At 32.9% G+C, this 25,068-nt stretch carries 19 protein-coding genes and 1 pseudogene; 2 read left to right on the forward strand and 18 right to left on the reverse strand.

From position 1 onward, the window contains the following. Positions 1-79 precede the first annotated feature (79 nt). The 17 genes and pseudogenes from trxB to fakB1 form a co-directional block, all read right to left on the reverse strand. Positions 80-1,021 carry a thioredoxin-disulfide reductase gene (gene trxB, locus HMPREF2715_RS01065; protein ID WP_011276389.1) on the reverse strand — a complete coding sequence of 314 codons (942 nt, stop codon included), beginning with the start codon at positions 1,019-1,021 and terminating at the stop codon, positions 80-82. 63 nt (positions 1,022-1,084) lie between these two features. Next, the gene (locus tag HMPREF2715_RS01070) at positions 1,085-2,524 is read right to left on the reverse strand and encodes a tetratricopeptide repeat protein (protein ID WP_070839164.1); all 1,440 of its coding nucleotides are present in this window, start codon (positions 2,522-2,524) and stop codon (positions 1,085-1,087) included. A 16-nt stretch (positions 2,525-2,540) separates the two neighbouring features. Further along, a complete protein-coding gene (locus tag HMPREF2715_RS01075) occupies positions 2,541-3,020 on the reverse strand; it encodes an acyltransferase (RefSeq protein WP_070839167.1) in 480 nt (159 codons plus the stop codon). Continuing rightward, positions 3,017-3,865, reverse strand: a complete 849-nt coding sequence (lgt, locus tag HMPREF2715_RS01080; RefSeq protein ID WP_070581544.1) for a prolipoprotein diacylglyceryl transferase — start codon at positions 3,863-3,865, stop codon at positions 3,017-3,019. The genes HMPREF2715_RS01075 and lgt overlap by 4 nt, the downstream gene beginning before the upstream one ends. A gap of 3 nt (positions 3,866-3,868) precedes the next feature. Beyond that, positions 3,869-4,804, reverse strand: a complete 936-nt coding sequence (hprK, locus tag HMPREF2715_RS01085) for an HPr(Ser) kinase/phosphatase (protein ID WP_011276393.1) — start codon at positions 4,802-4,804, stop codon at positions 3,869-3,871. 336 nt (positions 4,805-5,140) lie between these two features. Continuing rightward, positions 5,141-7,975 (reverse strand): excinuclease ABC subunit UvrA, encoded by a 2,835-nt coding sequence (gene uvrA / locus HMPREF2715_RS01090; protein WP_070839170.1) that lies wholly within the window; start codon positions 7,973-7,975, stop codon positions 5,141-5,143. 7 nt (positions 7,976-7,982) lie between these two features. After that, the gene (gene uvrB, locus HMPREF2715_RS01095) at positions 7,983-9,968 is read right to left on the reverse strand and encodes an excinuclease ABC subunit UvrB (RefSeq protein WP_070441758.1); all 1,986 of its coding nucleotides are present in this window, start codon (positions 9,966-9,968) and stop codon (positions 7,983-7,985) included. Between the two features lie 451 nt (positions 9,969-10,419). Next, positions 10,420-10,647 carry a CsbA family protein gene (locus HMPREF2715_RS01100; protein ID WP_011276396.1) on the reverse strand — a complete coding sequence of 76 codons (228 nt, stop codon included), beginning with the start codon at positions 10,645-10,647 and terminating at the stop codon, positions 10,420-10,422. A 5-nt stretch (positions 10,648-10,652) separates the two neighbouring features. Next, positions 10,653-11,294: a YfbR-like 5'-deoxynucleotidase gene (locus HMPREF2715_RS01105; RefSeq protein ID WP_011276397.1), complete on the reverse strand. Its 642-nt coding sequence runs from the start codon at positions 11,292-11,294 to the stop codon at positions 10,653-10,655. Between the two features lie 208 nt (positions 11,295-11,502). Next, a pseudogene (locus HMPREF2715_RS01110) lies at positions 11,503-12,318 on the reverse strand (oxidoreductase). Positions 12,319-12,719: 401 nt separating this feature from the next. Then, positions 12,720-13,577 (reverse strand): COG3942 and LysM peptidoglycan-binding domain-containing protein, encoded by an 858-nt coding sequence (locus HMPREF2715_RS01115; RefSeq protein ID WP_176744750.1) that lies wholly within the window; start codon positions 13,575-13,577, stop codon positions 12,720-12,722. 259 nt (positions 13,578-13,836) lie between these two features. Continuing rightward, positions 13,837-14,953 (reverse strand): peptide chain release factor 2 gene (gene prfB, locus HMPREF2715_RS01120; RefSeq protein WP_141738632.1). Its coding sequence is split into 2 segments (ribosomal slippage): positions 13,837-14,880 and positions 14,882-14,953, totalling 1,116 coding nucleotides; the frame shifts between segments, so codons are not numbered across the junction. A gap of 103 nt (positions 14,954-15,056) precedes the next feature. After that, the gene (gene secA / locus HMPREF2715_RS01125) at positions 15,057-17,594 is read right to left on the reverse strand and encodes a preprotein translocase subunit SecA (RefSeq protein WP_070581547.1); all 2,538 of its coding nucleotides are present in this window, start codon (positions 17,592-17,594) and stop codon (positions 15,057-15,059) included. A 430-nt stretch (positions 17,595-18,024) separates the two neighbouring features. Then, positions 18,025-18,603, reverse strand: a complete 579-nt coding sequence (gene hpf / locus HMPREF2715_RS01130; RefSeq protein WP_070581548.1) for a ribosome hibernation-promoting factor, HPF/YfiA family — start codon at positions 18,601-18,603, stop codon at positions 18,025-18,027. A gap of 61 nt (positions 18,604-18,664) precedes the next feature. Then, entirely contained in the window at positions 18,665-19,339 is a 675-nt protein-coding gene (locus HMPREF2715_RS01135; protein WP_070839173.1) for a ComF family protein, read from the reverse strand. Then, positions 19,332-20,588 carry a DEAD/DEAH box helicase family protein gene (locus HMPREF2715_RS01140; protein ID WP_176746958.1) on the reverse strand — a complete coding sequence of 419 codons (1,257 nt, stop codon included), beginning with the start codon at positions 20,586-20,588 and terminating at the stop codon, positions 19,332-19,334. Before HMPREF2715_RS01140 ends, HMPREF2715_RS01135 begins: the two co-directional genes overlap by 8 nt. A 145-nt stretch (positions 20,589-20,733) precedes the next feature. Next, positions 20,734-21,600, reverse strand: coding sequence for a fatty acid kinase binding subunit FakB1 (gene fakB1 / locus HMPREF2715_RS01145; protein WP_070441771.1), 867 nt, complete (start codon positions 21,598-21,600; stop codon positions 20,734-20,736). A gap of 143 nt (positions 21,601-21,743) precedes the next feature. Between fakB1 and HMPREF2715_RS01150 the strand changes: the two genes are divergently transcribed. Continuing rightward, a complete protein-coding gene (locus HMPREF2715_RS01150; protein WP_070441774.1) occupies positions 21,744-22,385 on the forward strand; it encodes a YigZ family protein in 642 nt (213 codons plus the stop codon). 60 nt (positions 22,386-22,445) lie between these two features. On the opposite strand, the gene HMPREF2715_RS01155 is transcribed toward HMPREF2715_RS01150, so the two are convergent. Further along, positions 22,446-23,531, reverse strand: a complete 1,086-nt coding sequence (locus HMPREF2715_RS01155; RefSeq protein ID WP_011276406.1) for a glycosyltransferase family 4 protein — start codon at positions 23,529-23,531, stop codon at positions 22,446-22,448. A 363-nt stretch (positions 23,532-23,894) separates the two neighbouring features. Here HMPREF2715_RS01155 and HMPREF2715_RS01160 point away from each other — a divergent pair, with 363 nt between their 5' ends. Continuing rightward, the gene (locus HMPREF2715_RS01160; protein WP_053024242.1) at positions 23,895-24,965 is read left to right on the forward strand and encodes a GGDEF domain-containing protein GdpS; all 1,071 of its coding nucleotides are present in this window, start codon (positions 23,895-23,897) and stop codon (positions 24,963-24,965) included. The last annotated feature ends 103 nt before the right edge of the window (positions 24,966-25,068 follow it).

Here is a 25,068-nt window from a genome sequence, read left to right on the forward strand (position 1 = left end):
TATTGATTTAAATAAAAAAGGCTAGAATTCATGCTTTAATCACTATATGATGTGATTGCATGCTCTAGCCTAATCTTATTTATGCTTCTTGCTTATCTTTTAATTCTTCAATGTAATCAATAGCACTTTGTGCTGCTATACTACCATCACCAGTAGCTGTTACAATTTGACGTAAACCTTTATCTCTAACATCACCAGCCGCAAATATACCTGGCACTTTCGTACTCATATTATCTTCAGTTACAATATAGCCCATATCATTCGTAATTCCTAGATTCACAAATGGTGCTGTTAATGGTTTCATACCAATGTAGATGAATACCCCATCTGCATCTAAAGTTTCTTCAGAGGCATCTTTGGTAGAAACAAGTGTTACAGAACCTACTTTTCCATCTTTTTCATTAATAGATTTTAAAGTATGACTCCATATAAAATCGATTTTGTCATTTTTAAACGCACGATCTTGCAAGATTTTTTGTGCTCTTAATTCATCTCTTCTGTGTACAATTGTAACTTTATCTGCGAATTTAGTTAGGAATGCACCTTCTTCAACTGCAGAATCCCCGCCACCTATTACAAATAGGTTTTTATTTTTGAAGAATGCACCATCACATACTGCACAATAACTTACACCGCGTCCACCTAGTTCTTGTTCACCAGGGACACCAATTTTTTTATATTCAGCACCAGTTGAAATAATTACCGCACGAGCTGTTATCTCTTTATTGCCTAAATTAATTTCTTTATAGTCACCTTTATCTTCAATAGATTTAATATCTCCATATTGATATTCAGCACCGAATTTTTTAGCGTGTTCGAACATTTTAGTTGATAAATCTGGACCAGTAATCATTTCGAATCCTGGGAAGTTCTCTACTTCCTCTGTATTTGCCATTTGTCCACCAGGCATGCCTCGTTCAATCATTACTGTGCTTAAATTTGCACGTGATGCATAAACTGCCGCAGTCATACCGGCTGGTCCAGCACCGATAATTGCAACATCATAATTTACTTCAGTCATTTTTATGCCTCCTACGTTTTTAATATCATGCGCATTATATATTAATATTTGAAATCTTTAAATTTATATGCTCAACAATTGATCAATTGCGTTATCTAACTTATAACGAGATACATTAAACAATTCCATAATTTTCTTTTTAGTCATATGACTATGATAATAACGATGATATAGATAAGCATGTGCAGCTACATATCTGTCAACTTCACTAAAATCAACATCGTTCGCAATTAACCCTTCACCTTTATCAATCCAACTTATAAATAATTCCGTATCTTTCTGTATGTCGTCCATTTCATATAAACTCACTAAACCTTTGTGAATGAAATCTAATTTATTTAAATGCAGTCCCTGTACTAAATAAGTAAGGTAAAGTTTTTCATAGTCATTCATTGTTTCTAAAATAGACCAAATCTCTTGAGTCATTAATATTTCTTTACCATTTAATTGATTTAATAAAAACACACCATAAAGTCTATAATGGCTATCATCATCTAATAACAGTGGTAATATTTTTTGATCAAATGTTTGTTTACTCTCTTCAAGTACCCAAGGTGCGTAGCCCACATCAACTTTAGAAATTTGCAGTAACTTCTCCCAAAACACTTTACTCTGTTCTTTATTTCCGAGGTAATAATAATTAAAGCTCAATGCATTAAACATTTGAATTGAGGCAAATTTACCTTTTTTGTATAGTGGTAATAATATTTGTTGAGATGCATCGTACTGTTTTAAATAGCTTAGTACTATGCCTAATTTAAAACTTTCATCATCATTCATTGGTACTACTTTACTTAATATTTTAAGATACTTGTGATACTTATCTTTTTCATTCGTATTGTAAAGTAGCAATGTATAGTGACATAGTGCATGTACATCTGAATTATCTTCTGCTAATAACGCTTCAAACATGTCTTTAGCAATATCATATTCACTTAAATACAAATAGCACATTGCTAATAAGTTTCGAATGACTCTATGTTCTTGAATTTTCTCATCTTGATTCAAAATATATTTACGTGCATCTTGTAATCTTCCTTGAGAAAATAAATATTGGAATAGTAATTGCGTTGAGAAAAGTTGTGCTTCGAGCTGAATTTTATCTTCACTCATATAAGACACTTCGAATGTTTTTTCTAATTCTTCTCTAAAGTCAGTATCATCAGTTAAAATCACATAATTAATACCAAACAAGAAGGCCTTGTTTGGCTCATTAAGGTCAATGTTTAATTGACTAAGTTGGTAGTAACTGTCGGCAACATGATTACCTTCAATAATGCTGTCATAAAACAAATGCTCAGCTCGTCTACCTAAATTAAGTTTGTTTAAGCAATAAGCATACTTTAATTTAATATCAAAATCTTGTGGTGACAAATCAAGCACTTTTTTATAGTATTCTACTGCCTTATTAAAATCTTGCATTTTATATTTTTGATCAGCCATTTTACGATAAAATGGTTCATCAAATTTCATCGAGATAATATTGTCATTGTTTTGCGCCATTCTTTGTCACCTCTCTTTATTTATGATGTATTAGCATAGGATTGCCATATGCAATGGCATAATCTGGTATATCTTTTGATACAACTGTTCCAGCTTTAACGACTACATGATTACCAATATGTACACCTGGTAGAATGGTCGAATTTGCACCGATTAATGTATGGTCACCAATGTACACTGGGCCATAGCGATATTCATCCACTAATACTTCGTGCGTTAATATTGTTGTATTATAACCAATTACAGAATTATTGCCAATTGTAATGAGTTGCGGATAAAAGAGATCAGGCATTACTTTATAGGCAATAGCAGTATGTTGTCCAATGGTCATATTCAATAGATTAATGTATATCCAACGTTTCCATTTTAAATTTGGTATAAAACGACATAATTCAATTAGCAATGTATTGGTGAATACTTTTGAAAAACGTACTAAACTATAAATTCGCCATAGCGGATTAATCTTATGATGTCCTTCTTTAGTTAACCGTCTCATGATTTCACTTTCGCCTTAGAGCTATTCCAAGTTAACGGACCTGCTTCTTTGTACAATGATGGTTGATATTTAATGCGACGATAAATTAAAATTACCAAACCAATTATAATTAAAATAACTGATACCAATTGCGCTACTCTAATATGACTTGTCAGCATTAAACTATCCGTTCTTAATCCCTCTACAAAGAAACGTCCAATTGAATACCATATTAAATAGAGTGTGAATGTTTCACCTACACGAAGATGCTTTCTAATTGTAATTAAAATGATGAATCCCAAAATATCCCATATAGATTCATATAAGAATGTTGGATGGTAGTATACCCCTTCAATATACATATTACGAATAATAAACTCAGGAATATGTAAATTTTCTAAAAAGGTTCTTGAGACTGGACCGCCATGGGCTTCATGATTCATAAAGTTACCCCAACGTCCAATACCTTGAGCTAAAATAATACTTGGTGCTACAATGTCACCAATTTGAAATGGATTTAAATTTTTAATTTTACAAACAATAATACCAGTGATAAATCCACCTAAAAGACCACCATGTATTGCAATACCACCATGCCATATCATTGGAATTTCAATAGGGTTTTGGGCGTAATATGGCCATTGAAAAATCACGAAGTAAATACGTGCAGCGATGAACCCAAAGATGGCACTGTAAAAGATGACGTCAACAAGCGTATCTTTATGTAAACCAACATATTTCAAGCTTTCTTGAGCTATGAAATAACCAATAAGGATTCCTACCGCAATAATGATACCGTACCATTTTATTGAAAGCGGACCTATGCTAAATGCAGTAGAATCAATATAATTCAGATTAAAAAGCATGTTTTAGTTCTCCTTGCTTTGATGACCTTTTTTTAAGATTTCTTCATTTAAACGTTGATTAAATTCTTCAGCTGTATTAATCCCCATTATATTTAAACGATAATTCATTGCTGCGACTTCTATAATGACTGCAACATTTCGTCCTGGTCTTACAGGAATTGTTTTTTTAGTGATTTCTGTATCAAGAATTTGTAATGTTTCTTCATTCAATCCAACTCGGTCATACAGTTTATCTTTATCCCAATTTTCAAGGTTAATGTTAAGACGAATTTGTTTTTGTGTGAGGATCGACCCCGCTCCAAATAATGTCATGACATTGATGATACCGAGACCCCTAATTTCTAATAAGTGCTCAATTAATTTAGGTGGTGTCCCTATTAATTCATCTTTAGTTATTTCACGAATTTCTACGTTATCATCAGCTACGAGTCGATGACCTCTTTTCACTAATTCAAGTGCAGTCTCACTTTTACCTATACCAGAATCTCCAGTGATTAACACACCCACACCATAAACATCGACTAATACACCATGTAATGATGTTGTCTTAGCTAATTCATGTTCAAGGAATGTCGTTAATCGACTCATTAAACTTGTAGTTGCATCCTTTGATACGATTAGTGGTGTATCCATTTCTTGAGCGGCATCAATCAGCTCTTGCGGAGGTTCTAATCCTCTTGTCACAATAATTGCAGGTGTTTCAGGACGACATAATTTTCTCATGCGTCCATGACGTTCCTCGTCTGGTAATAAATTATAAAACGATAATTCTGTAGTACCTAGTAATTGAATGCGGTCTGCAGCATAGTGTGAAAAATATCCAGCCATTTCTAGACCTGGTCTAGAAATATCCGTATTTTTAATAGGTTTATGTAATCCTTTTTCACCCGTAAACAATTCTAATTTAAGTAATTTGACTAATTTCTCTGTCGTTAACATGAGTTCACCTCAAAATTTTCACTTGAATTCATTCACCTATTATCATATCAAAAATAAAGACAAGATTAATATAAAAAAGAAGAAATCCTATTATATTTGTTTCGTTTACACCTTAGATTGCTTTTAAATGATTAAGGGAACAACATACAGTTTTTATTAAATCACTTAACCTCACTTATTGAATTTCTTATTATAATTCCCTTTGTTGGGTTTAATGTTATGTTATTAAAAAAACTGAGAAAAGCTAGATGTGAGCGTATTCTCAGTTAAGTCATTTAATGCGAGATGCCTATGATCCCTTAAATTACTATTAATTTTCAAAATCTATATTTCAATTTATTCTACTTTATCTCGTTCAAGTACCGTTTTTAAATATTTACCTGTGTATGATGATTCTACATTTTCAATCTCTTCTGGTGTACCAGTAGCAACTAGTGTACCACCACCATCGCCACCTTCAGGTCCTAGATCAATAATATGATCTGCTGTTTTAATGACATCTAGATTATGTTCAATAATCACAACAGTATCACCGTTCTCAACTAGACGATTAAGCACTTTTAGCAAACGACTAATATCATCGACATGCAAACCAGTTGTAGGTTCATCAAGAATATAGATGGAACGACCAGTTGAACGTTTATGCAATTCAGATGCTAATTTAACACGTTGTGCTTCTCCTCCTGATAGAGTTGTAGCTTGTTGTCCAAGCGTGATGTAACCTAAACCAACATCTACAAGTGTTTGTAATTTACGATGTATTTTAGGAATGTTTTCAAAGAAATACGTTGCTTCTTCGACTGTCATTTCAAGCACTTGAGCAATATTCTTACCTTTATAAGTCACTTCTAATGTTTCACGGTTATAGCGCTTCCCATCACAAACTTCGCATGGAACATACACATCAGGTAAAAAGTGCATTTCAATTTTAATAATGCCATCACCTTTACAAGCTTCACAACGTCCACCTTTAACATTAAAGCTAAAGCGTCCTTTTTGATAACCACGAATTTTCGCTTCATTAGTTTGAGCAAATACATCACGTATATCATCAAATACGCCAGTATAAGTGGCTGGATTAGAACGTGGCGTTCTACCGATAGGAGATTGGTCAATATCAATAATTTTATCTAATTGATCAATACCTTCAATGCTATCAAAGGCACCCGGTTTAACTTTAGATTTATTTATTTTTTGAGCTAATGATTTATATAATACTTCATTAACTAGTGAACTTTTACCTGAACCAGACACACCTGTTACAACTGTCATTACAGACAATGGAATATCTACATCTACACCTTTTAAGTTATTACTTCGTGCACCTTTGATACTAATTTTGCGATCAGTTACTTCTCGACGATGTTCAGGAACGTCGATACGTTTCTTACCGCTTAAATATTGTCCTGTTAAAGATTTCTTATCTTTCATGACTTTACTTGGTGTGCCACAAGAGACGATTTCACCACCATGATTACCTGCACCAGGACCGACATCTACGAGATAATCAGCTGCTCGCATAGTGTCATCATCATGTTCAACAACAATAAGTGTATTGCCCAAATCTCGCATTTCTTTTAAGGTGCTTATCAGACGATCATTATCACGTTGGTGTAAACCAATAGAGGGCTCGTCAAGCACATAAAGTACCCCTGTTAAGCGTGAACCGATTTGTGTCGCTAATCGAATACGTTGTGCTTCACCACCAGAAAGAGTACCTGACGCACGATTAAGTGTTAAATATTCTAATCCAACATTATTTAAAAATGACAATCTTGAAATGATTTCTTTTAAAATTTGACTTGCAATAGCTCTATCTTGTTCTGAAAGCTCGATATTTTCATAGTAATTTAATGCATTCTTGATAGAATATTCGACTACTTCTCCAATATTATATCCACCAACGTAAACAGATAGCGCTTCTTTACTTAAACGTTTACCGTAACAAGTTTCGCAAGGCAGTTCAGTCATGTATTTACTCATTACTTCACGTGTATATTCCGATGGTGATTCATGATAACGACGGTCAATATTGGGAACAACACCCTCGAATTTCATTCTTCTATGACGTGTCCCACCGTTACGACTGTGGAAAGAAAAATCAATTTCTTTATCTCCTGAACCATTCATTAATATGTTTTTCTGTCTATCAGTCAACTTTTTATATGGCTTATCCATATTAATTTTATATACTTCGCATACGCGTTTTAATAAAGTTGGGTAAAAATCTGAGCTCGTAGGTTCCCATGGTTCAATCGCACCTTCATTTAGAGTCTTATTAGGGTCTGGAACTACCAAATCAAGATCGACGGTTAATCTTTGACCTAAACCATCACAAGTTGGACAAGCACCGAACGGACTATTGAAACTAAACATTCTAGGTTCTAATTCACCAATAGAGAACCCGCAAATTGGGCAAGCATGATTCTCAGAAAATTTAAGGTCCTCGCCATCAATTACATCGACAGTAATGTTGCCATCAGCTAATTCTAAACCTGTCTCAATTGAATCTGCTAAACGTGTTTCAATACCATCTTTAACTACCAAACGGTCTACGACTACCTCGATAGTATGGTTTTTATTTTTATCTAATTCTGGAACCTCATTGACATCGACAATATCGCCGTCAACTCTAAGACGTACATAGCCTTTTTTACCAATATCTGCGATAAGTTTCTCATGACTACCTTTTCTATGAGAAACAACTGGCGCTAAAATTTGAATTTTAGTGCGTTCTTTAAGCTCTAAAATGCGATCAACCATTTGTTGCACAGTTTGAGATTCAATTTCAATATTATGATTAGGACAATATGGCTTGCCTATTCGTGCGTATAACAAACGAATATAATCATAAATCTCCGTTACCGTTGCTACTGTTGAGCGAGGATTTTTACTTGTCGTCTTTTGGTCAATTGAAATAGCTGGTGATAATCCCTCTATCGTATCAACATCTGGTTTATCCATTTGCCCCAAAAATTGACGCGCGTATGCACTTAATGATTCTACATAACGTCTTTGACCTTCAGCATAAATTGTATCGAATGCTAAAGATGATTTACCTGACCCAGATAACCCTGTCATAACAATTAATTTATTTTTTGGAATTTCAATGTCTACGTCTTTTAAGTTATGTGCACGTGCACCCTTTACTACAATCCTTGGTCCCTTCATTCAAATGTCACCCTTCTGATTTTAATTCAAATAACATATCTCTTAGTTCTGTTGCTTTTTCAAAGTCTAAATCTTTAGCTGCTTTTTTCATTTCTTTTTCTATATTTTCAATTGTTTTTTGTCTTTCTTTTTTAGTCATTTTCTTAGGTAATTCGGTTTGTTGTTTTTCATTTGTTTCATCATTATCAACCGTGGCACTAATAACATCATGAATTTTCTTATTAATTGTTTTAGGTGTGATTCCATATTTTTCATTATGTGCCATTTGTATATCACGACGTCTTTGCGTTTCATCAAGCGCATACTGCATTGAATCGGTAATTTTATCGGCATACATAATCACTTCACCTTTCTCATTTCGTGCAGCACGACCTATCGTTTGGATTAATGAGCGGTTTGAGCGCAAGAAACCTTCTTTATCTGCATCTAAAATAACAACTAATGAAACTTCCGGTATATCAATTCCCTCTCTTAATAGATTGATACCGACAACAACATCATACGTTCCCATTCTTAAGTCACGAATAATTTCAATACGTTCTAACGTTTTAATCTCTGAGTGTAGGTAATTTACTTTAATACCCGCTTCTTTCATGTATGTCGTTAAGTCTTCACTCATTTTTTTAGTTAACGTTGTGACTAAGACACGTTCATCTCTATCAATACGTTCTTGAATTTCACTAAGTAAATCATCAATTTGATTTTTAGTTGGTCGAACGTCAATTTTAGGATCTAAAAGACCAGTAGGACGAATAATTTGTTCAATCATTTCATCGGTATGTTCAATCTCATAAGGTCCTGGTGTAGCTGATACATATACCAACTGATTCGTTTTTTGTTCAAACTCCTCAAATTTTAATGGTCGGTTATCCATCGCACTAGGTAATCGGAAACCATGATCTACTAGCACTTGCTTACGCGCACGGTCACCGTTAAACATCCCTCTTATTTGTGGCAATGTAACGTGAGACTCATCAATCATTACTAACCAGTCATCACCGAAATAATCTAGTAACGTATAAGGTGTTGAACCTAAAGGTCTTAACGTTAGATGTACAGAATAGTTCTCGATACCCGAACAGAATCCCATTTCTCTCATCATTTCTAAATCATAATTCGTTCGTTGCTCTAGACGTTGTGCTTCTAATAGCTTATTCTCATCTTTTAATTCTTTTAATCGCTCTTCTAATTCCTTCTCAATACGCTCTATGGCAATCTTCATTTTTTCTTCTCGTGTTACGAAGTGAGACGCCGGGAAAATCGCGAAATGTTCACGTTCGCGAATGACTTCTCCCGTTAAATAATTAACTTCTCGAATACGATCAATTTCATCGCCAAAAAATTCAACACGAATACACATTTCTTCACGTGAAGCTGGGAAAATTTCAACCACGTCGCCACGTACTCTAAATGTACCACGTTGGAAATCAATATCATTTCTAGAATATTGTACGTCTACGAGTTTACGAAGCAGTTCACTTCGATCCATTTCCATACCAACTCGAACACTTACTACTAAATCTTTATATTCTTCCGGATTACCTAAACCATAGATACAGCTGACACTGGCAATGATAATGACATCATCACGTTCAAATAATGCACTTGTGGCAGAATGTCGTAGTTGGTCAATTTCGTCATTAATTGAGGCATCTTTCTCAATAAACGTGTCTGTTGAAGGTACATAGGCTTCTGGTTGATAGTAATCATAGTAACTAACAAAGTATTCTACTCTATTTTCAGGAAAGAATTCCTTAAACTCACTATACAGTTGCCCCGCTAATGTTTTATTGTGTGCAATGATGAGCGTTGGTTTCCCCACTTCTTTAATAACATTACTCATTGTAAATGTCTTACCTGTACCAGTGGCACCTAAAAGCGTTTGATGACGCTTTCCTTCTTTAACACCTTTGACTATTTTCTCTATTGCTTGTGGTTGGTCCCCTTGTGGATCAAACTCAGAATTCAATTTAAACGGGTAATGTTCCACCATTCTGATAAGCGCCTCCTTAAATTAAGCATTCTTAACTATTTATTTAAAACTTTAGTGTAAATAAATGATGTATGAAAATTTAACAATGATTTGTTTTAAATTGTATCTTTATTCTTAATAAAAATTCTACTGAAATAATTTAAATGACCTCTTTAAGTGAAAATCATAAATTCATTCACTTAATAATTTCCTATTATTTGTTAAGTATTCTCACTTAAGGCTATTTTATCAAATATATAAATAAAAATACAAACGTTTGTTCGCTTACGTTTGTATTTTCAAAATCATTTATTATTATTTAATATTCCACTAATGCTTGTGATTTATTCATATATAATTTAATGGCGCCCGCTCTTAAATATGCTTTAAATTTTACTTCCATCTGAACAAATTGTGCATTTACACTATAAATCAACTTACAGTAACATTCAAAAGCTCTGTTTGATAGTATTTAGTCTTGATGCTTATGAAATTCAAGGTTGTCTATAATGACATATCCAGCTAATAGGGATACTACATCGATAAAGATTATCCATTCATTATGAAAGAATCCTTTGTAAATTGAAGCAGCTATCAAAATCAATGTCACAATAACACCCACCCATTTACTTCGAGTTATGACACTAAACAACACGACTAATACACATGGAAAAAATGCAGCTAAAGCGTACCAAATCATTTATCTCACCCATTTTTTCGATTTAAAATCGCCATTGTAGTTTCTCGCAATTCTGCTCGAGGAATGAAGTTTTCAGTTAGCATTTCAGGTATGACATTTTCTATGAAATCTTGAACAGAACTTAAGTGATCAAATTGCATGATTGTTTCCAAGCTGTGTTCATAAATTTCAAAGAATAAGTCCTCGGGATTACGTTTCTGTATTTCGCCGAACGTTTCATACAATAAATCAATTTTGTCGGCTACAGATAAAATTTGACCCTCTAACGAATCATCTTTCCCCTCTTGTAGTCGTTCTCGATAAATATCTTTATAAGGTTCAGGTATTTCTTCATTAATAAACGTGTCCACCATATCTTGTTCAACTTGAGAAAACAACATTTTCAATTCCGTTTTAGCGTACTTTACTGGTGTTTTAATGTCACCAGTAAACACTTCGGCAAAATCATGATTCAATGCCTTTTCATATAAACTTTTCCAATCAATAGTATTACCATGATATTCTTCTACAGTCGCTAAATATTGTGCAATCTTGGTAACTTTAAAAGAGTGAGCAGCAACATTATGTTCAAAATATTTAAATTTACCTGGTAAGCGAATTAATTTCTCTAAATCAGAAAGTCTCTTAAAATATTGATGAACACCCATTTTACCTTACCTCCATACTCTATTAAATAAAGATTATACTTACATTTATTATATCAATCAACATTTCTATGAGAAGTGTCAATTCTTTATACATTGTAAAATGTTGAAAAAGTATAAAAAAATAAGACCCTCAGCATAGTTTCACGCTTAAATGAACTATCGAGGTGTCTTAAGTATACAATTTGTCGAATGATTATATTACGATTCGTTATATTGAATTTGAAGCTTTCATCATTTTATCAAATACTTTGGTTGGCAATATAGCATGTAAAAATTCAAGGGGTTTAGCTGCAAATCCTGTTAGATAACGCGGTTTAGGTTTATTACTGTCTATTGCTTTTGAATTCGCTTTTGTTACTACCATTGGATTTGAAAGCATATTAGAATGATATTGCTTTTTCATACTTTGAGTCACTTTCATCGCAGTAGCTTCATAGGCACCGCCTTTTGTAGAATCAGCCAATTTATCAGCAGCGATGATCCCCCAATCTGTTTTAATCCCACCTGGTTCAATAATAGATACTTCTATCCCGAATTCCTCTACTTCCATTCGTAAAGCATCGCTAAAGGCTTCTAATGCATATTTCGTAGGATGATACCAAGCGCCAAAATAAGTTGTAAGTCGTCTACCCATAGATGAAATATTAATGATATGTCCTGATTTTTGTGCTCTCATATGTGGTAAAACTAGCTGTGTAATAAGTGCTAAACCAAATATATTTACTTCAAATTGCCGTTTCGCTTATTCAATTGTGACATCTTCGATTGCACCATATTAACCATAACCGGCATTATTAACGAGTACATCAATTCTTCCTTCGTTTTCGATAATAGTATCGATTGCCGTTTTGATTGAAGCTTCATTTGTTAAATCTAATTTTAATGGGTTCACCTGTTTTATATTTTCAAGACTTTCTATCCTACGACTAGCGCCATAAACTATATTTCCCTGTACTGCTAAATATTCTGCTGTTTTATAACCAATACCACTTGTTGCTCCTGTAATTAAAATGACTTTTCCCATAAATGATTTCACCTTTATATTCTATTTTGAAAACACGATTATGCGTAAAAAGCACAAATCTATTATTAAAAATTCGCTTATATTGAGCTTACTTCAATACATAACAATTATTTCATTTTTCTTTTATTAACCAATATATACTAGTTACACAGGAATGTATTGTGATAAGTATTTTAATTAAAGATTAGATTGTTTTCCTAAAATGTACAGAAAGCGGTTCCTAAACATTTATATAAAATAAAACACCCCTTGCTCTAACTATGCCGCGCTAATTCGTTTAATCTTCCTATAAATTTCTATAAAACGGCATTATTCAAAAAAAGAGTTCAATAACTATGCTAAATTGCATAGCCATTGAACTCTGACATCTGAATATATTAAAACTAATGTCTATAAACTTGTTAGTGAATAAAATTATAGCTTGAAGTGTTTGTAATTGTTCTATTTGTAACATGGTTATAATGACCATTCCAGTTCATTTCTGAAACATATACTGATCCATCTTGATTAACATGTTCCACGACACCTACATGACCATAATAACCAGCAGTTGTTTGGAAAATAGCACCTACTTCTGGGCGATTATCTACTGTTAATCCGGCATTTTTTGCTGAGTATGCCCAGTTATTAGCATTACCCCAATAACTACCAATTGAGCGTCCTAATTGTTGTCGTCGATCAAATGCATAGTATGTACAATTTCCGAAACTATAACGGTTACCTTGATTGGCAGTTGTAACATGTTGATACGATACTGGTGTATTCACTGATGAGTGGTATGAATCGTGCATAGTATTTGTAGGTGCACTTGTAGGTACAATATTGTAACCAGTCACATTTGTTGTGCTAGCACTTACTGATTGAGCTACCACATCTGATTGATTAAATGCTGTTGTTTCTGCATAAGTTTGTGCATAATTGATCTCTTTATTTTCTAATTTTGCTGCACCTTTTTCACTTACTGCAATTAAGTCACCTGGATGAATTAATGCAGTTACACCTGGGTTAAAGTTATATAATTGTTCAAGTGATAAGTGATGTGATAATGCAATTTGGTATAATGTATCACCAACTTTAACTTTAACGATATCTTTATTTGTTAATCCTAGATTTGTTTCTTGCTCCACTTGACTATTGTAAGTATTTGATTGTTGTGAAGTTGTATGTGTTGAATTTGTATATTCTTGTGCATTAGCTAAACCACTTAAACCTGCTAAAGCTGCAATAGAAGTCAATGTTACTGTAAGAGTCTTATTAATCATGTTGTCATTCCTTTGTTGTTTTATATTATTAATCTTTTATAATGTAGCATAACATATATTGTAGAAGTTCAATGTTATCGGCTTGTAATATAAAGGTTAAAATGGGCTTAAATAACATATGAAATTGTATACTCTAGTAATAAATAACATTACATTTTACATTTACTTAGCTATTATTTAGATTCTCAAAAAATAAGGAGTAAGACAATGAATTCAAAACGAACTCTATCTCACTCCTATTTTCAATTCTATTACATTAATTGTCACTTTGATTCATTGTATATCTTAAATACGATTCAATAAATGGTCCAATCTCCCCATCCATGACTGCATCAACTTTACCAGTCTCTTCATTTGTTCGATGATCTTTTACCATAGAATAAGGATGGAAAACATATGAACGAATTTGGCTTCCCCAACCAATTTCTTTTTGTTCACCACGTATTTCAGCCATTTCACGTTCTTGCTCTTCTAATTTTAATTGGTATAATTTAGCTTTTAACATTTTCATCGCTGCTTCACGGTTTTTAATTTGTGAACGTTCATTTTGGTTATTGACTACGATGCCTGTTGGATGGTGTGTAATTCGAATTGCAGATTCTGTTTTATTTATATGCTGACCTCCAGCACCTGATGCTCTAAATGTATCTACTGTAATATCGTCAGGATTAATTTCTATTTCAATTTCATCATTATTAAATTCCGGAATGACATCACATGAGGCAAATGACGTGTGACGGCGCCCAGATGAATCAAATGGAGAAATTCTAACTAGTCTATGAACTCCTTTTTCGGCTTTTAAATAACCATACGCATTATGCCCTTTAATTAACAATGTGACACTTTTGACGCCCGCTTCATCACCTGGTAAATAATCAACAGTTTCAACTTTAAACCCTTGTTGTTCACCATAACGTTGGTACATACGTAGTAACATACTAGCCCAGTCTTGTGATTCAGTACCACCAGCACCCGGATGTAATTCTAAAATTGCATTATTCGCATCATGTGGACCATCTAATAATAATTGCAATTCAAACTGATCAACTTTCTCTTTAAAGTCGAGAACATTTTGTTCTAAATCACTCTTTACATCACCATCTAACTCTTCTTGTAATAATTCCCAAGTTGCCGTCATATCCTCAACTTCTTCTTCTAATTCATGATAACCATTTACAACTGATTTTAATGCATTATTTTTATCAATAACATCTTGTGCTTTATTTTGATCATCCCAAAAGTCAGGTTCAGTCATCATTTCTTCATATTCTTGAATATTTGTCTCTTTATTTTCAAAGTCAAAGAGACCCCCTAATTTGTGCTAAGTTGTTACGATATTCATCTATATTTCGCTTAATTTCAGATAATTCCATATTTATCTCTCCTATTCTTACCTAATTCATATTTGATAGGATATGTAAAAAGTAGGAGCGTGAATTCTTTTTCACAACTCCCACTTATTATTAAACATAAAACCTATTCTTCTTTTCCATGACAATTTTTATATTTCTTGCCACTACCACATGGACATGGGTCATTACGACCAACTTTGTCGCCTTTAACAATAGGCTGCTTTTTAGCTTTCTCTTTGCCATCTTCAGCAGAGACATGTTGAGCTGTTCCAAAGTCAGTTGTTTTCTCTCTTTCTATATTTTCATCAACTTGAATTACAGATTTAAGGATGAATTTAGATGTATCTTCCTCAATATTTTGCATCATCATATCAAATAACTCATGACCTTCATTTTGATAATCACGAAGTGGATTTTGTTGTGCATATGAACGTAAATGGATACCTTGACGTAATTGATCCATAGTATCAATATGATCTGTCCAGTGAGTATCTATAGAGCGTAGTAATATCATACGCTCAAATTCAACCATTTGGTCACCAATTTTGGCTTTTTGGCTTTCATATACTTTTTCAATTTTAGACCAAACTACTTCGAAGATGTCTTCAGAATCTTTACCGTTAATTTCTTCTTCTTTAAGATCGCCTTCTTGTAAAAAGACATCATTAACGTAATTAATAAACGGAGCGTAGTCAGGATTGTCATCTTCTTCACTTATATGATAGGTCACACCACGTTGTAATGTAGAACGTAACATTGCATTAACTAATTGTGAACTATCCTCTGAATCGATAATATTGTTTCTTTCATTGTAGATAATTTCACGTTGCTTACGTAAAACTTCATCGTATTCAAGTATACGTTTACGTGCATCAAAGTTGTTACCTTCAACACGTTTTTGAGCAGATTCAACAGCGCGGGATACCATTTTTGATTCAATAGGAGTCGAATCATCCATGCCTAAACGGTTCATCATTTTTTGAAGTCTTTCAGAACCGAAACGAACCATTAATTCATCTTGAAGTGATAAATAGAAACGACTATCCCCTCTATCACCTTGACGACCAGAACGACCACGTAATTGGTCATCTATACGTCTAGATTCATGTCGTTCAGTACCAATAACTGCTAAACCGCCAATTTCTTCTACACCTTCACCTAGTTTAATATCAGTACCACGACCAGCCATGTTTGTCGCTATTGTCACAGCACCTTTTTGTCCTGCATTTGCAACAATTTCCGCTTCACGTTCGTGGTTTTTAGCGTTTAATACATCGTGTCTAATACCACGTTTTTTAAGTAAATTAGAGATATATTCACTTGTTTCAACTGCAACAGTACCTAAAAGAACGGGTTGACCTTGTTTATGTTTTTCGACTACGTCTTCAACGACTGCATCAAATTTACCTTTTTGACTAATGTAAATTAAATCAGATTTATCATCACGTTGAACAGGTTTATTCGTAGGAATTTGTGTAACCGTCATATTATAAATATTACGGAATTCTTCTTCCTCTGTTTTTGCAGTACCAGTCATACCAGCTAATTTATTATACATACGGAAATAGTTTTGGAAAGTAATGGATGCCATTGTTTTCGATTCATTTTGAATTTTAACGCCCTCTTTAGCTTCTATCGCTTGGTGAAGACCTTCAGAGAATCGACGACCAGGCATTGTACGTCCAGTAAATTGGTCAACAATGAGTACTTCTCCATCAACAACCATGTAGTCCACGTCACGTTGTAATGTTACGTGTGCTTTTAATGCTGTATTAATGTGACTAATAACTTCAACATTCTGTACATCATATAAATTTTCAATTTTAAACATACGTTCAGCTTTGTCTGCACCTTGTTCAGTTAAATGAACTGCTTTTGTCTTTTCATCATATTTATAATCATCTTCAGCTTTTAACATTTTGGCGAACACATTCGCTTGTGTATATAATGACGTAGATTTTTCTGCTTCCCCAGAGATAATTAAAGGCGTTCTAGCTTCATCAATTAAAATAGAGTCTACCTCATCGATGATTGCAAAATGTAATGGTCTCATTACACGCTCTTCGGCATAGTTCACCATATTATCTCTTAAATAATCAAATCCTAATTCATTATTCGTACTATAAGTAATATCTTGAGCATAGGCTTCACGTTTTTCATTCGTTGATTTACTATTTAAATTTAATCCTACAGTTAGTCCTAAGAATTCATATAACTCTGCCATTTCTTCACTTTGAACACTAGATAAGTATTCGTTAACTGTGATTACGTGCACACCACGACCTGCAAGCGCATTTAAATACGTAGGCATCGTCGCTGTTAAAGTTTTACCTTCACCGGTTCTCATTTCAGCGATATCACCTTTATGAATGGCGATACCACCCATTACTTGCACTTTATAAGGTGTCATATTAAAGACACGTTTTGCCCCTTCTCTTACTAAAGCATATGCTTGAGGTAAGATTTTATCTAGATAGTCATTTTGTTTTTTTACATCTTCAATTTCTTGTACTTCTTGTTGAAATTGCTTCGTCTTATTTTTAATTTCTTCATCAGTTAAGATAGCCATATCTTCCTCTAATGAAAGTACTTCATCGGCTATTTTACTTAGACGTTTAGTTTCTTTTTTATTGCCGTCAACAATTTTTGATAAAAATCCCATTACGTCCGCTCCTTTAGCTTAAAAACTGTTTGGCTTACAACAATTTATCATATCATTTATACTTTAGAATTTATACTTAAATACTCATATAAGTGCGACGCTTAATTGTGCGCAACTTAAATAACTTACTTCCTTTTTCCCCTAATTTGAATCGCTAAGCCTAATTTATTATTTAAATATCCAATTACCTCATTACATTAGCACAGCATGATATTAGCGTCCACGAATTACTATAATATTAGTTACAAAAAAGAGTGGAACAGAATTCATTTTGAATTCATCGTCCCACCCTTATAAGGATAACTATAACTGAGTGTATTTTATTATTATTACCTTCTCAGCTTAGTTATATCTGCAAATTGTCATTGTGAACTTAACACCATAAATATATTTCAAAATTGATTTAAATTAATAACTTACTATTAATCAATTATTCAGTCGTTTCAATTAATCCATATTTACCGTCTTTACGTTTATAAACAATACTTGTACCATCTGTTTCACGATCAGTGAAGATATAGAAATCATGTCCTAATAATTCCATTTGTAATACTGCTTCTTCAGAATCCATTGGTTTTAAGCTAAATTGTTTAGAACGGATAATCTCAATTTCACTATCATTTGTTGGTTCATCATTAACGTCATCAACATTTTCTGGCGGTGCTTCTTGTACTTCAGCTACAAACGCTTCTGGTTCTCCATGCGTTTTATGCTTACGATTAACACGTGTTTTATATTTACGTACTTGACGTTCTAATTTGCTAGTAACTAAATCAATACCTGCATATAAATCATCATGTCTTTCTTCTGCTCTTAATGTAACATTCTTCAATGGAATTGTTACTTCGATTTTAGTTGTAGAATTTTGATACGTTTTTACTTTTACGTGTGCGACTGCATTAGGCACATCGTTAAAATAACGTTCAAGTTTACCAATTTTGTCCTCAATATAGTTGCGGATGGCATCTGTAATAGTGAGGTTATCTCCATGAATTTCAAATCTAATCATAGCTATCTCTCCTTTAACCTCTTATGTTGGTAATTCTTACTATTATAATACCACGTTTAACCTATCTTGAAAACGTAAACACTTTGAATTTTCTGACATTTTTATCGTATAATTTACACCCAGCATGATGAATTGTTAATCCTGTTGTATAAATATCATCAACGAGTAATATTTCTTTACCAGTTAAATCCTCATCTTCTTTAATATAAAAAGGATTCATAGCTCTTGCTCTCTCTACTTTCCCAAGTTTTGACTGTTTGGGACGCAATTCAGTTGCCAATATGTTCGAATATTGAACCCCCATTTTTTCTAATACTGTTGCGACTGGGTTAAATGTTCTTTGAATGTCTCGTTCAATTGGAGATGGAATAGGTACAATCAGATCACAAGATGTTTTTGGTAAGTTGAGTTGTGAGGCTATAACCTCAGCTAAATAATAATCTTTCATTAGTTTGTATTGCTGTATCATTTCTTTCATAATACCGGAATATTGGTAGTCACAATAAAGCTGTTCCATTAGTTTAAAATTTTTAGCTAAAAATTGACAATCCAAGCAGTCATTTTCTTTATTATCCCGATAATTTAAGCACTTAGGACAACGTTGGTCATTCTTAATTAATTTCACACTATCCCACATTTCTAAACATGATGAACACATACGTTGAGGTACTCGATAAAAGTTAAAAACATTAAGCGATTCATATATTGGCAATCCGCATTGTATACATTTAACCAATTACCCACCCACGTTCTATACCTAATCGATTCATTTTTTTAATTTCTCTTTTAGCTTGTATCATAGCTATACTTACACCTTCATGCATAAATATCACTTTTCCTGTAGGTGCTTCTTGTTTACGACCAACCCGACCCGCAATTTGAATAAGTGCAGCCTTTTCAAAAGTATGTGCGTTGATGACAATGACATCTAATTGTGCCATTGTGAAACCCCTTTCTAGAATTGTTGTCGTAAAAACGATAGCATGTTCACCGTTTCGTAGTGCTTGAACTTTGCTAAATCGTAGTGCATCTTTGCTTGAAACATAGATTAAATCTGAAAAGTGGTAACGATAGTGTTGGTACGTCTCTACCATCAATTCAATATTGTTAAAGAATACTAGTGTGTATCGTTTTTCGTTAATTTGATTCATTAAAATTCTTTTCAATTTAAGTTGTATATGCTTAACGTTTAATTTGAAATATGTGAAATTGGGGACTGGTAGTGGATGTTTATGGAAACGTGCAGGTAAGGTAATGATTTGCTCAGAAGACAAACGATTCAACAGCTCTTTCGGAGGTGTTGCCGTCATAAATATGTGGCTATGTTTTTGTTTTGATGATAATCGAATTGCCTCCATAAGCCGAGGATCCATTGATAAAGGAAAGGCATCAACTTCGTCGATAAATATAACATCAAAGTGAGATTTAAATCTAAACAATTGATGAACGGTTGCAACAATGAAGTGACCATTATATTGTTGTTGGCTACTTTGGTGTAATACATCTATGTCTTCTGAATTGAATGCTTCTTTAATGCGCAAACTAATTTCTACTACAACATCTACTCTTGGGGATACTATGGCTACATTAAACCCAAGTTGGCGTGCTACCCGTATACCTTCATACATCATTTCAGTCTTACCCGCACCAGTAACCGCATATAATAATAATGGTTGAAGCGTTTTAATTGCTTGTACAATGGCCTCTGAAGCATATTGTTGTTGTTCTGATAATTGAAAGGGTAAGTCGTAATATCCATCAGAAATTGCATTCTCACTTTGCGTAATCCTAAATTCTGTAATATTGTCCATGCGCCCTAATTGTATACAATACCTACAATAAATAATACGTTCTTCTGAAATAGGTGTTTCATATTCATACATATAACGTTTGTCTATATTGCCACATTGAAGACATTGATAACCATCATCTGTAGCGATAATACCAGGTGTAACTTGAGTAACTGTCTCATCACTTAACGTCACATCTGGACTAACTAACTTTCCGTAGAATTTTATTACGAATCACTCCTTATAAAATAAAAAAGCCTAAAAGATGTTAAAAAAATATTGAAACACTATGTGCTAAACAATACTTTCTTAAACGCTTTTAGACTTAAATTATAAACAATTAATTAATTTCGATTTTTCTTGGGAAATATCCTAAACCTAATCCGCCTGAACCAAGATGAGATGCAATAACTGGTCCAAATTCTGAATACTGGATATTGATGTTTGGATATGTCTCTTTTAAATGGTTATAAAAGTCTTTACCTTCATCAATTTTATCACCATTGATTACAAAAACGGTAACTTCATCAATGTCTTTAATAATTTCAAAGATATTCTCTTCTAATGTATTAAGTGCACGTTTTTTAGTACGTACCTTTTCAAAAGGATGAATTTTGCCATCTTTTTCGAAACGAAGTACAGGTTTCATTTTTAATAATGTTCCAACCCATGCTTGAGCACCAGTTATACGTCCACTTTTTTGTAAATTCTTAAGATCATCAACAATTAAGTAAGCGCCAGCTTGTTCTCGGATTTCTTGTAATTCTTCAATAATTACTTCTGGTGTAAATCCTTTGTCAATGAGTTCTTTAGCATAGATTGTATAACTTCCTTCAATCATCGCTGCCAATTTACTATCAAACGTATGAACATTGACACCTTCTACCATTTCTCCAGCTTGTGTAGCTGATTGATAGCTGCCACTTATACCACTTGATAAAGCAATCACAATAATATCAGTGTAGCCTTTATCTCTTAACTTCTCATAATTCTCAATCCATTCCCCAATAGCCGGTTGACTTGTTGTTGGGAATGTTTTAGATGAGGCCATTTTATTATAAAAACGTTCAATTGGTACGTTATCATTCTCAGTAAACGTTTCTCCATCATCAAATGCAACACTTAATGGTGCAATAGGTATCTCATATTGGTCCATAAAGTCTTGTGGTAGATACCCAGTTGAATCTGCCATTAATGCGATTTTCATAGTAGTCCTCCTCAATTATACTCAAAGCTATTATAAATTATTTTTATTGAAAAAGAAATTCATAATCAGATATTTCTTCATTTAAAATGAAGCGTGTATAATAAAGGTCAAATATTCTTTTTATTTATTGGAGGTGAACATCTTTGAGCAACCATATTATTACGATTAAACAGGAACATTCGATTGAAAATGTCATTAATAAATCTAGATTCATCGCACACATCAAACCTGTTTCATCAGAGGATGAAGCTAAAGCATTCATAAACGAAATTAAGCAACAACATAAAGAGGCTACGCATAACTGTTCAGCTTATACAGTTGGTGATCAAATGAATATTCAGAAAGCAAATGATGATGGTGAACCAAGTGGCACTGCGGGTGTCCCTATGCTTGATATATTAAAAAAATTAGATGTACATAATGTTTGTGTCGTTGTTACTCGATACTTTGGGGGTATTAAACTTGGTGGTGGCGGACTTATACGAGCATATAGTGGTGCTGTTAGAGACATCATTTATGATGTAGGACGTGTAGAACTACGTGATGCTATTCCTACTACCGTGACTATCAATTATGATTTAACTGGAAAGTTAGAATATGAATTGGCCTCTACAACGTACTTTCTAAGAGATACCACTTATACCGATAAGGTTAGTTATCAAATTGATGTCGTACAAACTGAATATGATGACTTTATTGCATTTTTAAATAAGAACACAGCTGGTAATTTTGAATTGCATGAAGCAGACGTAAAGAAATTACCATTTGATATACCCACTAATTAATAAACAACCTTGTTTGTATAACACTACCTAATCATTTAAGTAGTTATTACAAACAAGGCTTTATTTTTTATCATGTTGATCTACACCATTATCACCGTGATGTTGTTCATTCTTTTTTGTTATTAAATTAAGTATCGGACGATAACTATCATCAATCAAACCTGTAAATTCAACAATCAATTCAATTGTGATAACAATTAAAATGAACATTAGGAGTACACCTAAAGGTTGAGATAAGTATAAAATGATACTTGATAAACTAAATAAAATCGCTATTGAATAAATTAATAATACTGTTTGTCTATGGCTATATCCTAAAGCTAAAAGTTTATGATGCAAATGCGACTTATCTGCTTGCATAATATGCTGACCATTTCGCATTCTTCGAATCATTGCAAATAACGTATCAATAAATGGTACAGCTAAAATCACAATTGGGAAAAACAATGAAATAAATGTGATGTTCTTAAAGCCAAGTAAGGATAGAAAACCAATGATAAATCCTATCAGTAGTGCACCACTATCCCCTAAAAAGATCTTAGCTGGGTGAAAGTTGAAACATAGAAATCCTAATAATGATCCTATTAGTACACTACAAATCATGATAATAAATACATTAGCCTGTAAAATCGCAATAAAAGCAATTGTAATAAGACCAATTGCAGATACTCCAGAGGCCAGTCCGTCTAAACCATCAATTAAATTGATAGCATTAGTTATCGCCACAATCCAAATAATGGTAATCGGTATACTTAATATTCCAAAATGAATTGTCGGGCCCATAGGAAACGAAATAAAATCTATTGTAATTCCATAAAATGCTACGATTGAAGCTGCGACAATTTGACCAATTAACTTTAAAATAGGCTTTAAATCATAAATATCATCAATTAATCCTACTAAATACATAACTATAGCCCCCATAACTAAGGGCTTAACTTCTCTTTCAATCGGATGTCCAAGCCAGATTCCTATTAAGAAAGAAAGTAATATAACAGTACCACCCAATACTGAAACTGGTTTTGTATGTACTTTTCTAAAATTTGGCCTATCTACTAAATCAAATTTAATAGAGACCTTTATAATCATAGGTGTTAATATTAAACTGATTACCAATGTTACAGCAATAAGTAGTAAAGTATACATCAGTTCACCTTCAATAAATCTCTTTTAATTTTACACATTTGCAAGTTATCTATTCATTCTATTTAAACAATTTTCAAATCAATTTTGTATTGGACTATAGTTGTAATTTACTAACTATTCTTTAAATAGTTCATTAAACTTCAACTATTTTATCCTATTTCTTCAAATTAATCTTTATTTTTAATTAATTGTAAATTTTTTGTAAAGATAATCAATTTATATCATATCATTTCAGTATTCATTTGAATATAAAAGTTCAAATATTCTATCTATTTTATTTATGTTATCTGATACAACTTAATGACAAATGGTAAGTTTTCACTTACAATAACTAATGGTTAAATTAAAGGAGTCGATTCCAATATGATTGAATCTATCATTTATAATGTTGCAGTTATGGTAGCTGGCATTTATTTATTTCATCGATTACAATATTCCGAAAATAAAATAATGGTCTTTTCAAAAGGCTATGTCACTGTATTAATGACGATTGTTGCATTGCTACTTGCAGCTTATCCAATTCCATTCCATCAAGAGTATTTAGTTCATTTAACATTTGTCCCATTGTTATTTTTAGGACGCTTTACTAATATGGGCTATACACTTGTATCGGCAGTTATCGTTGCTTTAGTAGAAGTGTTCGCATTCGGAAACTCACTTCTTTATGGTGTAGTACTTATAGTAATAGGTATCATTGTAAGTATGGTTGGACCTTTTTTAAAACAAAATGACATTGTAGCTTTAGTCGTTTTAAATTTGATTAGTGTTATTATTTTACTTATTTTATCTATCTTTAGTCCGCTATATGATCTTACTGAAATCGCATTTTTAGTTCCAATTTCATTCGTTTTAACCATCGCTTCTGCAATTACATTTGTTGATATGTGGCACTTCTTTTCATTAGTCACACGCTATGAGAATGAAGATAAGTTTGACTATCTTACTGGACTAGGTAATGTAAAAGAATTTGATAGACATTTAAATCATGTATCTCAGATTGCTGAGGATAAAAATGAAAGTCTTGCCTTATTATTAATTGATATAGATGGTTTTAAAGATGTAAATGATACGTATTCACATAAATCTGGAGATGCTGTGCTCAAACAAATGTCACAATTATTAAAGAATTATGTACCAAAGCAGTTTCAAATTTTTCGTAATGGTGGCGAAGAATTTTCAGTCGTGATTCGTAATTACTCATTGGATCAAAGCGTTAAATTAGCTGAAAATATTCGAACAGGTGTTGAAAAGTCTTCATTCCACTTACCAAATAAGGAAGTCATAAAATTATCTGTCTCTATTGGTGTAGGTTACCTATCGCAAGATGACCATAAGTCACAAAGAAAAGTCTTCAAAGATGCCGATGATATGGTTCACGTTGCTAAGAATGAAGGTCGTAATCAAGTGATGTTTAATCCAATCATTAAATTATAGAAACGTAAAAGAAGTCAACATATTGATTAACCAAATTATTAATATATCTGGTTATCTAAATATGTTGACTTTTTAGGCTCTATAATAAATTGGACTGATGACT

It is taken from the genome of Staphylococcus sp. HMSC062A01 (assembly GCF_001836805.1).
Classification (GTDB): Bacteria; Bacillota; Bacilli; order Staphylococcales; family Staphylococcaceae; genus Staphylococcus; species Staphylococcus haemolyticus.

Bases quoted from the DNA above. Each gene is read 5' to 3' on its own strand.
- trxB (WP_011276389.1), bottom strand. From the start codon at position 1,021: ATGACTGAAGTAAATTATGATGTTGCAATTATCGGTGCTGGACCAGCC.
- hpf (WP_070581548.1), bottom strand. From the start codon at position 18,603: ATGATTAGATTTGAAATTCATGGAGATAACCTCACTATTACAGATGCC.
- HMPREF2715_RS01070 (WP_070839164.1), bottom strand. From the start codon at position 2,524: ATGGCGCAAAACAATGACAATATTATCTCGATGAAATTTGATGAACCA.
- HMPREF2715_RS01155 (WP_011276406.1), bottom strand. From the start codon at position 23,531: ATGTATACTTTACTACTTATTGCTGTAACATTGGTAATCAGTTTAATA.
- lgt (WP_070581544.1), bottom strand. From the start codon at position 3,865: ATGCTTTTTAATCTGAATTATATTGATTCTACTGCATTTAGCATAGGT.
- secA (WP_070581547.1), bottom strand. From the start codon at position 17,594: ATGGGATTTTTATCAAAAATTGTTGACGGCAATAAAAAAGAAACTAAA.
- uvrB (WP_070441758.1), bottom strand. From the start codon at position 9,968: ATGGTGGAACATTACCCGTTTAAATTGAATTCTGAGTTTGATCCACAA.
- HMPREF2715_RS01100 (WP_011276396.1), bottom strand. From the start codon at position 10,647: ATGATTTGGTACGCTTTAGCTGCATTTTTTCCATGTGTATTAGTCGTG.
- HMPREF2715_RS01105 (WP_011276397.1), bottom strand. From the start codon at position 11,294: ATGGGTGTTCATCAATATTTTAAGAGACTTTCTGATTTAGAGAAATTA.
- HMPREF2715_RS01160 (WP_053024242.1), top strand. From the start codon at position 23,895: ATGATTGAATCTATCATTTATAATGTTGCAGTTATGGTAGCTGGCATT.
- fakB1 (WP_070441771.1), bottom strand. From the start codon at position 21,600: ATGAAAATCGCATTAATGGCAGATTCAACTGGGTATCTACCACAAGAC.
- uvrA (WP_070839170.1), bottom strand. From the start codon at position 7,975: ATGAAGGGACCAAGGATTGTAGTAAAGGGTGCACGTGCACATAACTTA.
- HMPREF2715_RS01075 (WP_070839167.1), bottom strand. From the start codon at position 3,020: ATGAGACGGTTAACTAAAGAAGGACATCATAAGATTAATCCGCTATGG.
- hprK (WP_011276393.1), bottom strand. From the start codon at position 4,804: ATGTTAACGACAGAGAAATTAGTCAAATTACTTAAATTAGAATTGTTT.